This window comes from Acinetobacter yuyunsongii (assembly GCF_041021915.1).
Lineage (GTDB): Bacteria > Pseudomonadota > Gammaproteobacteria > Pseudomonadales > Moraxellaceae > Acinetobacter.
The window spans coordinates 1997433-2012618 of record NZ_CP157435.1; the positions used below are offsets into that span (position 1 = coordinate 1997433).

Sequence of the window (15186 nt, forward strand, 5' to 3'; positions counted from 1 at the left end):
TAATTACTTAAGTACACTAAAACCATATTTTTTAAATACTTTTGTTGCCTGACTGCTTTGTAAAAACTTATAGAATTTCATTGACTCTGTATTCTTCTTTACTAAACCTATTGGATAAATAATAGGTTGATGGGTATTTTCTGGAAATGTTCCAATGATGACGACATTTTTGCTGATTGCTGCATCAGTAGCGTAAACAATCCCTAACTGACATTCACCACGAGCCACAAAGTTTAAGGCAGCACGTACATCCTCAGTCTCCACTAGGCGAGTTGAAACCTTATCCCACCAGCCGATCGAGATCAAAGCCTGCTTTGCATATTTCCCAATAGGTACACTCTTGGTATCACCTGTACACCATTTACCTTGAGCAACCCTAGTGAAATCAAAAATTTTATCTATTTTTAATTTGATTGGACGAGCTTTGGGAGCAATCACTACCAAACGATTACCCAATAAATTCACGCGATCCCTTGCTGAAACAAGCTGCTTATTCTGTAAATAATCCATCCATTGCACATCGGCCGAAATAAATACATCAGCTGGCGCACCTGCTTCAATCTGCTTAGCTAGCGTTGAAGAACCCGCATAAGAAGTCTTTACTTCAACTTTATTTTTTTGTTCGTAGATTGCATCTAATTCATTCACCGCATTGGTCAAACTTGCTGCGGCATAGACCGTTACAGACTCATTCGCAAAAACATTGCTACTAGAAAATACGCTACAACCAAAGATAGTACATAAAACACGGATCGCTTTCATATTGATCGGCATGCCACTTTTCCCTCAGAAATCGATATATTTTTAAAAACATATTGAAAGATAAAAATATGCTAAAAATAACAGAGATTAAGACTTTGCTATTTTTAATGATGCTATGAGTCAAAATAAAATCTCACAGCATGATGAAATTCAATTTCACCTAATGTGAGTTCATCCCAGTTTAGTGCAAAAATTAAAAATAGCTCAATTTAGTGCAATCCAAATTATGAAACCTTTTCCCCTTTTTCAAAGGTCGCATTTTAAAGATTCTAATTTTATTGAAATCAGAACGATAAAATATACTTCATACTTAAAAATATATTCTCAGAAATATAGCGATAAGCAAAAGATTTCACTCCAAAAATACAAAAAATATCGTGAAATATGTTTCAAGAAGGAAACAAACGAAAAATACTTTGTATCTATTCCAAGAGCCTGAGCATAGATATTTTTCAACCAGCATAAAGCAATGGCTATGCCAAAAAATTGGATGATTAATGTAGCTCACACAAAAGCTGTGGCAATGTCATTCAACCAACGCTGAGCTGTAATTGTTACGGTCAAAAATTAGATGCACGTTTGATGTCACCTGTTTCTTCACTGAGAATATTTCATAATGTATATTCAAGTTTTAGCCGTTTATTTAAGTGCCCATGCTGCTTAATTTAAAAGCTCTCAATCTAATACGATTAAAAAGAATTGCAGTATTCACAAGAACTTTACAACCGAAAAACTATATTCAAATTTTTAAGCGTGAAAGCTTATGCGTTACGGTTTAATTTTAGGTGATCAACTCTCGGAAGAAATCGCCACATTAAAACGACTTGATAAACATGAAGATGTGATTTTAATGGCAGAACTGGTTGAAGAAACCACTTACGTAAAACATCATCCTCAGAAAATTGCACTCATTTTTAGTGCAATGCGACATTTTGCCAAACATCTTAAACAACAAGGATGGACTGTTCGTTATCAAGTTTTTGACCGTTCAAAAACAACAAACAATTTTCTTCAATTTCTTAAGTCTCAATTAGATAAACAAGAGGCAAAAGGTTTAGTCATAACCGCATGTGGAGAATACCGCTTACAATATCAAATGGAAAATAGTTGGGAAAAAGAACTTAACATTCCCATACAAATCCTTATAGACGATCGTTTTTTCTCTTCGATTCAAGCTTTTAAACAATGGAGTTCAACTGCCAAAATCCTACGGATGGAGTTTTTCTACCGAAAGTTAAGACAGCAAACAGGCTATTTGATGCAGGCGGATAAACCAATTGGAGGAAAATGGAATTTTGATAGTGATAATCGTCAAAAGTGGAATGGAACCCCCACTATTTCTCCTGCTTTATATTTTACTCATGACCAGATTGATTTAGATGTGATCGCTTTAGTTAAAGCAGAGTTTCAAGATCATATTGGTCAAATTGATCATTTCAACTGGGCAACTACACGTCAACAGGCTCTTCAAGCCCTTGATTATTTTATCCGACATCAATTAGTCCATTTTGGTCAATATCAAGATGCTATGGTCAACCAACAAGATTATATGTTCCATAGCCTCCTTTCTCCCTACCTAAACTGTGGATTGCTGTCACCCAAAGAAGTTTGTGATGCTGCTGAATCAGCTTATTACAATAACCAAATTCCGTTGAACGCTGCTGAGGGTTTTATTCGACAAATACTAGGTTGGCGTGAATTTATTCGCGGCATTTATTGGCTGTGTATGCCAAATTATCGTGATCTCAATAAATTAAATGCTGAAAGAGACTTGCCCAGCTATTTTTGGACTGCTGAAACAAAAATGCAATGTATGCATGAATGTTTAAGAAACTCTTTGGAAAATGCTTATGCTCACCATATTCAACGCTTGATGGTGATTGGTAATTTCACATTACTGAATGGCATCTCACCCAAGCAAGTCAATGAATGGTATTTGAGTGTCTATGCTGATGCATTTGAATGGGTACAACTTCCAAATACTCATGGAATGGTTTTATTTGCAGATGCTGGTCTTGTTGCAAGTAAACCTTATGCAGCATCAGGTAATTACATTCATAAAATGTCCAATTACTGTCAACACTGCCATTACAATCTAAAAACCAAAACTGATCATGATAGTTGCCCATTCAACAGTTTATATTGGGACTTTCTACATCGAAATCGAGTCTTTTTTAGTTCAAATCCGCGGATGACAATGATGTATAAGCAATGGGATAAATTAGAATTATCTGAACAAAATCGTATTTTAAAACGTGCCTCCCACCTTCAAAATCAAATCGAAGAACTCTAAAAATGCATAAAAAAATACATTTACCCGAGAAAGTTTGTCTAAATTGCCACCTCACATTTTCTTGGCGTAAAAAATGGGAAAGATGTTGGAATGAAGTTCAATATTGCTCTAAAAAATGTAAATCACAAGCTAAAATTAATAGTAAAAATCAGGTATCAAACTGAGATACCTGATTAAATTTTAAGAATTTATGGTGTCCGATGAGGAGTTTTGATGAGCTTAGATAAGTCGTAACCTTGTTGTTTCGCTGTTTCAAGGTATGAATTATAAGTAGCGTCATCAATTGTTGGTGTCTTAGAAAGAAGCCATAAATATTTCGTCGATGGCCCACCTACCAATGCAACTTTATATTCAGGATCTACGCGTAAAACCCAATAATCGCCTTTCGTAAATGGAAGCCAACGTAAACCTTTAGGTAAGAAACTAACTTTCAATTTACTATTCCCACTATTAGCAGGATAAGCCACACCTTCTGAACTATCCATTTGCCCTGTTTTAGTTCTACAGCTATTTAAGACCCCGATGGTTTTATCAGGATTAAGCGTATACACAGCAGTCGTATCACTAAGACAGTGTCGTTGAAAATACATTGGCAAATGAGCGATCTCGTACCATTTTCCAGCATATTGATTCACATCAATTTTATCGACAGCAGAGGGTTTTTCAGCATTTGCTTGCATTGGTATTACAACAGCAGTCATTGCAGCAGACAATATTGCCATGCCAAATAAAGTTTTAGCTTTCATTTTATCCTCTTGATTTTATCAAAATTGACTAAACAATTTATAGAGATAAAACCGTGAATAAAATGTGAGATTTACTCTTTATTACATTAAAAAACAATTATTTAACAACATTAATATTCAGTAAAAATACAGATATTTAACTGTCTAATATTCATCGATTGCGCTCAAATGAAAATTCATATTATTTCATTTAAACAATCTAAGACATTTCTTGGTAGGTTTTTGGTAGGTAGGAAAAATTTTTAAGCCTTGCATACTGAGCCTACAGTGATGAGATCACTGAATAACAAACAATGGAATATGGAAGAAGGAATCACTCCATGGCTTTTAAAAATATTGCAGATCAAACTAACGGTTTTTACATCCCTTGTGTATCTCTCTTTGGACCAGGCTGTGCAAAAGAAATCGGTGCGAAAGCACAGAATCTTGGTGCAAAAAAAGCACTGATCGTAACTGATCAAGGCTTATTTAAATTTGGTGTTGCAGACACCATTGCACAATATTTAAAAGATGCAGGCGTTGACAGCCACATTTTTCCAGGCGCTGAACCAAATCCAACTGACATCAATGTGCATCATGGTGTAGAAGCCTATAACGACAATAGCTGTGATTTTATTGTCTCTTTAGGTGGTGGCTCATCACACGATTGTGCAAAAGGGATTGGACTCGTCACGGCTGGCGGTGGTCATATCCGTGACTATGAAGGTATTGATAAAAGTACAGTACCAATGACCCCACTTATTGCGATTAATACGACTGCGGGTACTGCATCAGAAATGACCCGTTTCTGTATTATTACCAATACCGATACCCACGTAAAAATGGCAATTGTTGACTGGCGCTGTACTCCGTTGATTGCAATCGACGACCCTAAACTTATGGTTGCAAAGCCAGCAGGTTTAACCGCTGCAACAGGAATGGATGCACTTACACATGCAGTTGAAGCTTATGTATCGACTGCAGCAAACCCAATCACCGATGCCTGTGCAGAAAAAGCCATTACCATGATTAGCCAATGGCTACGCCCTGCGGTTGCAAATGGTGAAAATATTGAAGCACGTGATGCAATGAGCTATGCACAATACCTCGCAGGTATGGCATTCAACAATGCATCTCTAGGTTATGTCCATGCCATGGCTCATCAATTAGGCGGATTCTATAATCTCCCACATGGTGTATGTAATGCGGTATTGCTCCCTCATGTATGTGAGTTCAATCTAATTTCTTGCCAAGACCGTTATGCAAAAATTGCTGAACTTATGGGTGTAAATACTGAAGGGCTTACAGAAACTGAAGCGGCTTTTGCAGCCATTGACGCCATTCGGGAATTATCATCTTCAATCGGTATCCCATCAGGTTTAACTGAACTTGGTGTGAAAACTGAAGATCTTGCAATCATGGCTGAAAATGCTCAAAAAGATGCCTGTATGCTGACTAACCCTCGCAAAGCAACGCATGCCCAAGTTGTTGAGATTTTTAAAGCAGCATTGTAATCCACGCTTTTCCCGAGAAGTAAGCTGAATCTCTCCGACCGTCGGCTTACTTGATTTTGGGAATACCCCTCAAAAGGTATTCCCTTTTTTTATTTCATTGAGCTTATCAACATCCATAATCGAATCAAATTTCAGCGAACTTGTGAATCATTTTTTCTAAATTAACCGTGTCTTTGATAAGGTCAAACGCTGTTATATATTTAAAAGATATGAACTAAATTAAGCGAATCATCTTGTTTTTCAATTTGATTAGATGATATGCCTTTAGACAAATTTTTCTAATGCCAGCTAAATGACATCCCAAAAGATATCATCCATTGTTATTGAATAATAAAACAAAATTTTATTTTTTAGATCCGCTGTAGTTATGACATATCTCTGAATTTGCTCAGCGATTGATGTGCAGGATGATCTAAGGGTAATAATTCAATTAATCTTTCAACGGCATCAATTGCTTCAGGAAAATGAGCTACATGTTTCAGTAATACATCAATTTCTTTGGTTTTAAAAATCATATCGCTGAGACGTGATTCAAGACAATCTCGCCATGCGCATAGGAAAGGACTTTCTGTTTTTGATAAGAAGATACCCTTATACAATTGTAATGCTGAGGCGATATAACCCGAGTCAAGTGCCTGTTCCACATATAAAAAATCAGCTTCTACATTTGCAAGTAAGCGATAAGGTCTTGAGCCTAGCATTCCGCCCAAAATATCACGTAACTGTGACATCTCAGCCTTTAACGTTCCAACACTGACTTTACGCTCACCATAAAGCGCTTGATGTAAATTTTCTAAATTTAAACCATTCGGACAGAGCGCTAAAATTGCCAAAATTTCAATTTGACGCGGCGTTAAAACCAAAGATTTATTATTAAACATCACTTGCGGTGAAGTAAAAGCACGGATATATAAACGCTGACGTTGCTGTTCAATCAGAGCGGTTTGAATAATAGATGCACAACGCTCAGCAGCCAATACACCGAGCGTATTGTGATTTTTCCAAGTTGTGGATAAATCCACCACACCTAACACTTGTTTGGAGTAGGGATCAATCACTGGCGCTGCATAACAAACCCAGTCATGCACGGATTCCATATAATGCTCATTTGAAAACACGCAACTAGATTGTTGAGTCTTTAAAGACAGCGCTAAGGCATTCGTCCCAACCTCTTCTTCTGCCCATTGACCGCCTGCAATAAAATGTACCTTTTCAGCGGCGCTTTGCATCTGCGTACTGGAAGCAGTCCAAATAATTGTACTCCCCACATCGCCAACCGCAATCACCATAGATGATTGTGCCGCAATATGACTGAGATCATTTGAACAAGCCTCTAATGCTAAATCTAAAGTCGTTTTTGCTTTGTTATGTTGTGCCAATAAAGGTGCAGCCAAGCGCTCTTTTGGAATAGCACAAGATGCTGAGCGTTGCCAAGAACTGGCAATACTTTGTCCTAACATTTCAGCACTTTGCGGCGACAAACTATTGTGTCGCTTAAGTTGATCAATTGATGTTCGTTGTTGTAATAGGTCTCGTTTTGTAAACATTTGTGTATCCCTTACTAATGACCACGTTTTCCAACCTTTCTCCAACCTTCCCAGTTATATCCTAATCAAATAGCGTACAAAAGTACCTTATACCAAAGCTGTAGATGCTTAACAGATCAATTATAAGCAAAGGAATATATATATGCGTTATGTCGATCCTAATCAACCTGATTCAAAGGTTCAATTCAAAGCTCAATACGAGAACTTTATTGGCGGTCAATGGGTAGCACCTATTAAAGGAGAATACTTCGATAATATCTCTCCTGTCGATGGCAAAGTATTTACAAAAGTACCGTGTTCGTCAGCTGAAGATATCGAACTCGCATTAGATGCAGCACACAAAGCCAAAGCTGAGTGGAATAAAAGCTCTCCGACAGTACGTTCAAATATTTTACTTAAAATCGCTGATAGACTAGAACAAAATCTAGAATATCTTGCCGTTGCAGAAACTTGGGATAATGGTAAGCCTGTTCGAGAAACACTTGCTGCCGATATTCCATTGGCAATTGACCACTTCCGCTATTTTGCTGGTTGTATCCGTGCACAGGAAGGTGGCATTTCAGAAATCGATGAAGATACAATCGCTTACCATTTCCACGAACCTTTAGGTGTCGTTGGACAAATTATTCCATGGAACTTCCCAATTCTCATGGCTGCATGGAAACTTGCTCCTGCACTAGCAGCAGGTAACTGTGTCGTATTAAAACCAGCAGAACAAACACCTGTAAGCATTCTACTTGTTTTAGAATTAATCCAAGATATTCTACCTGCTGGTGTATTAAACGTTGTGAATGGCTATGGTGTCGAAGTAGGCCGTCCACTTGCCACTAATCCTCGTATTGCCAAAATTGCATTTACAGGTTCAACCCAAGTTGGACAATTGATCATGCAATATGCAACTGAGAATATTATTCCAGTCACTTTAGAACTTGGTGGAAAATCTCCAAATATCTTCTTTGAAGATGTTATGGATCAAGAAGATGATTTTCTTGATAAAGCACTTGAAGGCTTTGCAATGTTCGCACTCAATCAAGGCGAGATTTGTACTTGTCCATCTCGCGCATTAGTTCAAGAAAGTATTGCGGATAAGTTCTTAGAAAAAGCCATTGAGCGTGTGAAACGTATCAAAGTTGGACATCCACTTGATACTGAAACAATGGTTGGTGCACAAGCTTCACAAGAACAACAGGAAAAAATCCTACGTTGTATTAACATGGGTCGAGAAGAAGGCGCTGAACTTCTTACGGGTGGTGGTGCTAGACAAGAAGTGGGTGAAGGTTTCTATATCGAACCAACTGTCTTCAAAGGACACAACGAGATGCAGATCTTCCAAGAAGAAATTTTTGGACCAGTTCTATCTGTAACAACGTTCAAAGATTTTGATGAAGCCATAAAAATCGCAAATGACACCATCTATGGTTTAGGTGCTGGGGTTTGGGCTCGTTCTGCACATACTTCATACCGCGCTGGTCGAGCAGTTGAAGCAGGCCGTGTTTGGACAAACTGTTATCACATCTATCCTGCCCATGCTGCATTTGGTGGTTATAAAAAATCAGGCGTGGGTCGTGAAAACCACAGAATGATGTTAGATCACTATCAACAAACCAAGAATTTATTGGTGAGTTATTCAACTAAACCTGCTGGATTCTTCTAAAACATGACTAGCGATATTTACCTATAAGTAAATATCCTAAATCAAATGAAAAGAGCAAGTACTACGGCACTTGCTCTTTTTTGTCATCTTTATTTGAAGTTTTTTACATTTTATAAACAGCTAAATGGTCATTTCCTAAAGTAAAAAAGACGAATCTCAACTCAAAGATTCTGAGTAAGGATTCGTCTTTTATGAAAGATTAGCTTATACAGTTAAGCTTTGTTTTTATAAAACATATAGTAGCTTGCATAGCAGGCGATGATAAATAGAACACAGCAGACAAAACCAACTTGCATTGAAGGATCTGCCACCATACTAATACAAGTAATGACACAGAAAGCCCCACCTAAAATTGGTGTCAACGGAAACAACGGCGCAGCAAATTTAAGATCTTTTACCGTTTTTCCAGACTTGATCCATTGTCTACGGAAGTTAAATTGGCTCACACAAATTGAGATCCAAACCACGACCATAGTAAAAGCAGCAACACCCAGTAAATTTTTAAAAATGGTTTCAGGCGCAAATTGTTCAGATAATAAACCAGGAATTGCACCAAACATGGTGACAATAATGGCAATAATTGGCGTACCTGAACGTGTCAATTTAGCAAACACTTTAGGAAGTTGATTCTGCGCTGACAATGACCACATCATTCGAGAAGCAGCAAATAAGCCTGAGTTGGCAGCCGATAAAAGTGCAGTAATAATCACAAAACGAATAATATCTTCTGCATATGGAATGCCGATGTAATTAAATACCGTTACAAATGGACTATTACTTACGCCTTCTGCATTGAGTCCTGCCATTTCATAAGGCAGTAATGCACAAATCACCACAATCGTACCAACAAAGAAAATCAATAAACGCCAAATTGCAGCATTAATTGCTTTCGGTACCGTTTTCGCAGGTTCTTCAGCTTCCCCTGCGGCAACCCCAATCAGTTCTGTACCAGAGAATGCAAAATTAACGATCAGCATTGTGGCAAAAATTGGGTAAATACCATTTGGGAACCAACCATGCTCGGTCAATTTACTAAACAGCGGTGCTGACTCATGACCATGATAGGAGATCAAGCCAAAAATAGCGGCTAGGCCCAATGCAATAAAACAGATAATGGTGAGAACTTTAACCAAAGATAGCCAAAATTCCGACTCAGCAAATAACCGAGTGGAACTCACATTCAGCGTAAAGACCAGTGCTGCAAATAATAAGGTCCATGTCCACATGGATATGGAAGGAAACCACTCCTGCATGAGTAAAGCTGCAGCTGTGAATTCAGTACCTAATGTTGCAGTCCACGTCAACCAATACAACCATGTGATCATATAGCCCGTGCCTGGTCCAATATAGGTTCTGGCATATTCACCAAATGAACCCGAAACTGGCATCTGTACTGCCAACTCACCTAAACACAGCATCACCATGTAGGCAATGATACCACCAAGCAGGTAAGAGAGAATCGCACCAATGGGACCTGCCTGTGAAATCACATCACCTGAGCCTAAAAATAAGCCCGTTCCAATTGCACCACCTAATGAAATCATCACCAAATGACGTTTCGTCATGGCACGTTTTAGCGGCTTACCCACTTCCATATTGTTAATCATACACGATCACTCCAACTATCTTTTTATGACAACCTGTCCTTGCTTTCCACTTCATAAAAATGAATATCCAATGGATATTTTTTCCGATCTTCTGTTTTCTACTGAACATCCATATTCAAACTCCATTTACGCCTATTCCGTATCACATCCATTTTTTAAAAGTCGATGTATGTGTATGCTACCCAATTTCCTTTAAAACCAGTCCAGCTCTCAAGCCCATCTTGACATTTGGATTTGGAAATAAAATCCAAACTTGTTGATTATCGACGACATAATTGCCTGCTTGCTGAGTTGCAATCACCTCATCTTTCTGAAAGGTCGAAAAATTAGGTGCATCAGCACTTAATTGCAATTGGAAATCGTCACTCTGCTTTAGAACGGAGTCCACCACCTTAAATTGGCGAATACTTGGCTTCTGTCTACATGGCAAAGCCTGCTCTGAAAGTACCGCACGTAAAACCTGATCGGTACTCGCAAATTCAGTTAAATCATTTTGACCAAACGGCTTTGCTTTGCCTAACTCCAAGGTACTACTCGCCGCTTGACATCGTTCAGCTGTAAAATGAGTAAAGGTTTTTCCAACCGCATTGTGATACACCAAAGCATCCAAATCCGCAGCATTCAAACTTTGAATCAGGAAGTCATCATAGGGCTGTGTTTGATAGGGAAATAATGCAAATACAGGCAGTAATGATGCACGAATTGCAGTGTGCATATCATAATGATAGCGCTGTGCTTCAAACTGACTTTGCTCAAAAAACTCTGAAGTACACTGTTCTAATTGTGCTGCTCGATGCGTTTCATCATCTTGTGCTAACTGCTGATATGCACCACAAAACATTCGGTTCATATCATTTTCGAGATAACGAACACCTTGTCGAATTGCCTTAGGATTACCTAAAACAAAGAGTACACGCACCGCTAATTTTAAATGCTCAGCAAATAGGTCACTAATGATGCGAGACAATAATTCAATCGGTGCTGTTTCATTACCATGAATTCCAGCAGAAAGCACCATGGTTTTTCTATACGCTGTTTTAGGTGTACATTGCAGTAACCCTTCACCTAGCCATTGCCATGTAAACTCAACTGTTTCACCCTGCATTTGCTCGGGTTCCTGTTGCGCTAAAGTCAACGCGAGTAGATCAACCATGTACTTTCATCCTTAAAAGCTGTTCTCTGCTGTTTTATCTTTGGAAGTGATAAACCGAGCCTAAATTTAAAATCTTAGTGAGTTCATCTAGCGCAGTACGGCTCTCAATCAATAAACTTGGATCAGCCAAATCATCCTGCGTTAACTCATCACGATAATGCTGATCCACCCACTGATTCAGTGTTTTGAACAAAGCATCATTCATGAACAAGTTTGGATTGACTGCATTCAACTCAGCTTCGTTTACAGCAACACGAAGTCTTAAACATGCAGGTCCGCCGCCATTCCGCATACTTTCACGCAGATCAAATACTTTAATGTCGTCAATTGGTGTTCCCATTTGAATCATGTCATTTAAGTAACTCCAAACGGCTGAGTTCTGACGAGATTCTTCTGGTACAACAATGCTCATGCCACCATCAGCACGGGTTAAGATTTGACTGTTGAATAAATAAGTTGAAACAGCATCTTCAACTTTCACTCGACTTTCAGGCACTTCAATCGAAACAAACTCTTGTTCAATTTCGGCCATCTTGTGACGAATTTCATCTAAGGCTGCAGCTTGATTTAAAAATGCATGTTGGTGATGGAAAAACACCTGTTGGTTACTCACGGCGATCACATCATTATGAAATACGCCTTGATCAATCACGTCAGGATTTTGCTGAATAAATACAGTACGATTTGCATCTAACCGATGTAAACGCGCAATCGCTTCACTCGCCTCACGTGTTTGACGTGCAGGGAATTTTTGTGGTGCAACCGTACCACCAAGTTGTTGTTGACCGTAAACAAAAACTTGCACGCCAGCCTGATCATAAGCACCGCCTAGACGATTATGATTGGCTGCACCTTCATCGCCAAATAAAGCAGCTTCTGGCAATGCTTCATGATGTGCGAAATATACATCATTCTTGAACATCGCTTGAAGAATACGAGTCGTTGTATGATGCTCAATTGATCGATGAAACTTATTATTTAGGTTTGCAGCAGTAAAATGCATCCGCCCGTCAGTACTGTCAGCCGATGGTGATACCGTACACGAGTTCGCGGTCCACATTGATGACGCTGAACTCAATGATGATAACAACGCAGGCGCAGTACGCATGGCTTGAGCAATCACATCAATATCACTACCCGTAAAGCCTAAACGACGCAATGTTGGTACATGCGGACGCTCTTGTGGTGCAAACACGCCTTGTTTAAGCCCTAAGTCTGCAAGCGCTTTCATTTTCTTCAAGCCTTGTTTTGCCGCAAGCTTAGGATTTGATGCATTATTACGGTTTTTAGTTGAAGCCACATTACCAAATGATAAGCCCGCATAATGATGCGTAGGACCAACTAAACCATCAAAATTGATTTCATAACCAGACATTTTATTCTCCATGTGTCCCGATGCGATCCGTCTTAGAGCACAATGCCCGGTGATAATTTTGCAGGAAGCGTCACGTTATCACTTTCCAATGATGCCATTGGCCAAGCACTATAATCTGCTGCATAAAAGGCACTCGCTCGGTGATTGCCAGAAGCACCTACTCCACCAAATGGTGCTGCACTTGAAGCACCAGTCAATGGTTTATTCCAATTCACAATACCCGCACGTGCTTCAACCAAGACACGATCAAATAAATCACGATCAGGTGAAACCAAACCAACTGCCAAACCAAAGCGAGTGTTATTGGCGATGCTTAATGCTTCATCAAAAGTGTTGTAGCGATAAATTGTCGTCAATGGACCGAAGTATTCATCATCAGGAATACCATCGACCTGTGTTAAATCTAAAATGCCTGCAGTCAACAATGAACTGTCTGCTTGTGGACGTGTCATTTCTAATAATGGTTTTGCGCCTAAAGCAATCAGTTTAGTTTGTGCTACTAACATTTGTTCAGCCGCACGAGAAGAAATCACTCCCCCCATAAATGGTTGTGGTTCAGCATTCCACGCACCAACAACTAGATTCTTCGAGACTTCTACAAAACGTTGAATGAAGGCATCACCATTTACACCCTGCTTGACAATGATTCGGCGTGCACAAGTACAACGTTGTCCTGCCGAAACAAAAGCCGATTGAATCGCTAAATTCACGACCGCATCAATATCAGTTGCTTCATCAATGATGAGGGCATTATTACCACCCATTTCTAAAGCAAGGATTTTTTCAGGCGCGCCTGCCATTTGCTTATGCAAGTGATAACCTGTATTGGCACTACCTGTGAACAACAAACCATCAATTTGTTCAGCCGCAGCAAGTGCCTCACCTGTACTACGCCCACCTTGTACGATATTCAATACGCCATTCGGCAAACCTGCTTGCTGCCATAACTTTGCCGTTTCTTCCGCAGTCCAAGGGGTAAGTTCACTTGGTTTAAACACTACGGTATTGCCTGCAATCAATGCAGGAACAATATGACCATTTGGCAAATGACCTGGGAAGTTATATGGACCAAATACAGCCAAAACACCATGTGGACGATGACGTAATGAAGCAATACCATCTGGCATTCTAGTTTCACTGAAACCCGTACGTTGATCATAAGCACGAATTGAAATCGCGACTTTGCCCACCATTGATTGCACTTCGGTCAATGTTTCCCAAAGTGGTTTACTGGTTTCTTGACTAATCACTTGAGCCAATTCATTTTTATTCTGCTCAAGTAGACTCGCAAAACGTTCAATAATTGCGATACGATCTTCTAACGGCATACGTGCCCAAGCAGGAAATGCCTGACGAGCAGCAAGACATGCCTGCTCAACATCAGCTTGGCTGGCTTCATGACCTGCCCAAATTTGCTGATTGTTAACAGGGTTGGTTTTACTGAATGCGGTTCCTTGTCCTTGGATCCAAGCACCATCAATTAATAATGCACCTTGTGACATTAGTTCTTCTCCATTTTTTCTAATGCTAAAACGCGTACTTGATCGTGTTCAGCAATATTCAGTGCTTGTGCTTGTGCTGCTGTCATCTGCAAAGTGTCACTTTCAGTGATTTTGTTATTGATCAACAACACGCAATAATCTTGGTATTGGTCATTCGCAACCAAAAAATGAGTTTCTGTCGTTTCAACTTGCTCAGTGATTTGAACGTTGAGCAAACGACTCTCTTTGACTGCACGTAGTTCAGCGGTATTGGCTTCCAGTGTTGGTCCTGCATCAAAAATATCCACATAACCCTGATATTTAAGCCCTTCTGACATCAACACTTTTGCCGCAGGCAATGTGTGCGGATGTACTTCAGCAATCACAGCACGCGCCTCTGAGGTCAGCAAATCAACATAGACTGGAAATCTCGGCATGAGTTCGGCGATAAACGCTTTTTGTCCTACACCACTTAAATAATCCGCAGCTGCAAAATCCATATCAAAAAATAGATAACCGAGCGAATCCCAAAATGGCGAATGTCCATTTTGATCTGAAAAACCACGCATCTCAGCAATCAATCTTTCTTCAAAGAAAGAACGAAACGCTGCAATAAACAGAAAACGTACTTTGGATAAAAACTTACCGTTTTGGTTTTTGCGGTATTCAGGATCAAGGAACAAAGTGCAGAGTTCACTGCAACCAGTATGATCATTACTTAAAAAAAGAGTATCTAAAGTCTTATACACATTTAAGGCTTTAGAGGCATGCACCTGTTTTGCTACACGGAAGTTGTAAAATGGTTCTTTTAACCCCACTGCAACTTCAATCGCACTCACACCCACAATTTTGTGAATACTGGTATCTTCTAAAACAAACAAATAACTTGCCTCACACTTTTCGGTTAAGCCCGCTAAAGTGTGAGTCGTACGTGTAATACGTTCAGCTAAGATTTCTTTGTTTTCTGGTAAGGAGGTCAAGCCAATGCCCGACTCTCCTGCTCTTTGCGCTAAACGATAAATATCATCTAAGTCCCGATGCGCTGCATGTCTAACAATCATCATGGTTAGATGCT

The 15186-nt window shown here is 39.4% G+C and carries 12 protein-coding genes; 4 read left to right on the forward strand and 8 right to left on the reverse strand.

The features are described 5' to 3' along the window. Nucleotides 1-3: 3 nt before the first annotated feature. Complete coding sequence (gene modA / locus ABLB98_RS09610; RefSeq protein WP_348882298.1) at nucleotides 4-762, reverse strand: molybdate ABC transporter substrate-binding protein; 759 nt, start codon at nucleotides 760-762, stop codon at nucleotides 4-6. Nucleotides 763-1525: 763 nt separating this feature from the next. On the opposite strand from modA, the gene ABLB98_RS09615 reads away from it, so the two are divergent. Then, on the forward strand, nucleotides 1526-3055 hold the full coding sequence (locus tag ABLB98_RS09615) for a cryptochrome/photolyase family protein (RefSeq protein WP_348882155.1): 1530 nt from the start codon (nucleotides 1526-1528) through the stop codon (nucleotides 3053-3055). Nucleotides 3056-3057: 2 nt separating this feature from the next. After that, nucleotides 3058-3219, forward strand: coding sequence for a DUF2256 domain-containing protein (locus ABLB98_RS09620; RefSeq protein WP_081399873.1), 162 nt, complete (start codon nucleotides 3058-3060; stop codon nucleotides 3217-3219). A 24-nt stretch (nucleotides 3220-3243) separates the two neighbouring features. On the opposite strand, the gene ABLB98_RS09625 is transcribed toward ABLB98_RS09620, so the two are convergent. Then, nucleotides 3244-3801: a lipocalin family protein gene (locus ABLB98_RS09625; RefSeq protein WP_348882156.1), complete on the reverse strand. Its 558-nt coding sequence runs from the start codon at nucleotides 3799-3801 to the stop codon at nucleotides 3244-3246. A gap of 320 nt (nucleotides 3802-4121) precedes the next feature. Here ABLB98_RS09625 and ABLB98_RS09630 point away from each other — a divergent pair, with 320 nt between their 5' ends. Next, complete coding sequence (locus tag ABLB98_RS09630) at nucleotides 4122-5294, forward strand: iron-containing alcohol dehydrogenase (protein ID WP_348882157.1); 1173 nt, start codon at nucleotides 4122-4124, stop codon at nucleotides 5292-5294. Nucleotides 5295-5659: 365 nt separating this feature from the next. On the opposite strand, the gene ABLB98_RS09635 is transcribed toward ABLB98_RS09630, so the two are convergent. Next, nucleotides 5660-6841 carry a transcriptional regulator gene (locus ABLB98_RS09635; RefSeq protein ID WP_087546858.1) on the reverse strand — a complete coding sequence of 394 codons (1182 nt, stop codon included), beginning with the start codon at nucleotides 6839-6841 and terminating at the stop codon, nucleotides 5660-5662. A gap of 142 nt (nucleotides 6842-6983) precedes the next feature. Here ABLB98_RS09635 and ABLB98_RS09640 point away from each other — a divergent pair, with 142 nt between their 5' ends. Then, the gene (locus ABLB98_RS09640; RefSeq protein ID WP_348882158.1) at nucleotides 6984-8495 is read left to right on the forward strand and encodes an aldehyde dehydrogenase family protein; all 1512 of its coding nucleotides are present in this window, start codon (nucleotides 6984-6986) and stop codon (nucleotides 8493-8495) included. A 212-nt stretch (nucleotides 8496-8707) separates the two neighbouring features. Here ABLB98_RS09640 and ABLB98_RS09645 read toward each other — a convergent pair whose 3' ends face one another. From ABLB98_RS09645 to astA, 5 genes are all read right to left on the reverse strand, one after another. Then, nucleotides 8708-10102, reverse strand: coding sequence for an amino acid permease (locus ABLB98_RS09645; protein ID WP_005161448.1), 1395 nt, complete (start codon nucleotides 10100-10102; stop codon nucleotides 8708-8710). A gap of 178 nt (nucleotides 10103-10280) precedes the next feature. Continuing rightward, the gene (astE, locus tag ABLB98_RS09650) at nucleotides 10281-11255 is read right to left on the reverse strand and encodes a succinylglutamate desuccinylase (RefSeq protein WP_348882159.1); all 975 of its coding nucleotides are present in this window, start codon (nucleotides 11253-11255) and stop codon (nucleotides 10281-10283) included. Between the two features lie 34 nt (nucleotides 11256-11289). Then, complete coding sequence (astB, locus tag ABLB98_RS09655; RefSeq protein WP_348882160.1) at nucleotides 11290-12630, reverse strand: N-succinylarginine dihydrolase; 1341 nt, start codon at nucleotides 12628-12630, stop codon at nucleotides 11290-11292. A 32-nt stretch (nucleotides 12631-12662) separates the two neighbouring features. Then, on the reverse strand, nucleotides 12663-14132 hold the full coding sequence (gene astD / locus ABLB98_RS09660) for a succinylglutamate-semialdehyde dehydrogenase (protein WP_348882161.1): 1470 nt from the start codon (nucleotides 14130-14132) through the stop codon (nucleotides 12663-12665). Then, nucleotides 14132-15175, reverse strand: coding sequence for an arginine N-succinyltransferase (astA, locus tag ABLB98_RS09665; RefSeq protein WP_348882162.1), 1044 nt, complete (start codon nucleotides 15173-15175; stop codon nucleotides 14132-14134). Before astA ends, astD begins: the two co-directional genes overlap by 1 nt. Nucleotides 15176-15186 lie beyond the last annotated feature (11 nt).

Bases quoted from the DNA above. Each gene is read 5' to 3' on its own strand.
- modA (WP_348882298.1), bottom strand. From the start codon at position 762: ATGAAAGCGATCCGTGTTTTATGTACTATCTTTGGTTGTAGCGTATTT.
- ABLB98_RS09615 (WP_348882155.1), top strand. From the start codon at position 1,526: ATGCGTTACGGTTTAATTTTAGGTGATCAACTCTCGGAAGAAATCGCC.
- ABLB98_RS09620 (WP_081399873.1), top strand. From the start codon at position 3,058: ATGCATAAAAAAATACATTTACCCGAGAAAGTTTGTCTAAATTGCCAC.
- ABLB98_RS09625 (WP_348882156.1), bottom strand. From the start codon at position 3,801: ATGAAAGCTAAAACTTTATTTGGCATGGCAATATTGTCTGCTGCAATG.
- ABLB98_RS09630 (WP_348882157.1), top strand. From the start codon at position 4,122: ATGGCTTTTAAAAATATTGCAGATCAAACTAACGGTTTTTACATCCCT.
- ABLB98_RS09635 (WP_087546858.1), bottom strand. From the start codon at position 6,841: ATGTTTACAAAACGAGACCTATTACAACAACGAACATCAATTGATCAA.
- ABLB98_RS09640 (WP_348882158.1), top strand. From the start codon at position 6,984: ATGCGTTATGTCGATCCTAATCAACCTGATTCAAAGGTTCAATTCAAA.
- ABLB98_RS09645 (WP_005161448.1), bottom strand. From the start codon at position 10,102: ATGATTAACAATATGGAAGTGGGTAAGCCGCTAAAACGTGCCATGACG.
- astE (WP_348882159.1), bottom strand. From the start codon at position 11,255: ATGGTTGATCTACTCGCGTTGACTTTAGCGCAACAGGAACCCGAGCAA.
- astB (WP_348882160.1), bottom strand. From the start codon at position 12,630: ATGTCTGGTTATGAAATCAATTTTGATGGTTTAGTTGGTCCTACGCAT.
- astD (WP_348882161.1), bottom strand. From the start codon at position 14,132: ATGTCACAAGGTGCATTATTAATTGATGGTGCTTGGATCCAAGGACAA.
- astA (WP_348882162.1), bottom strand. From the start codon at position 15,175: ATGATGATTGTTAGACATGCAGCGCATCGGGACTTAGATGATATTTAT.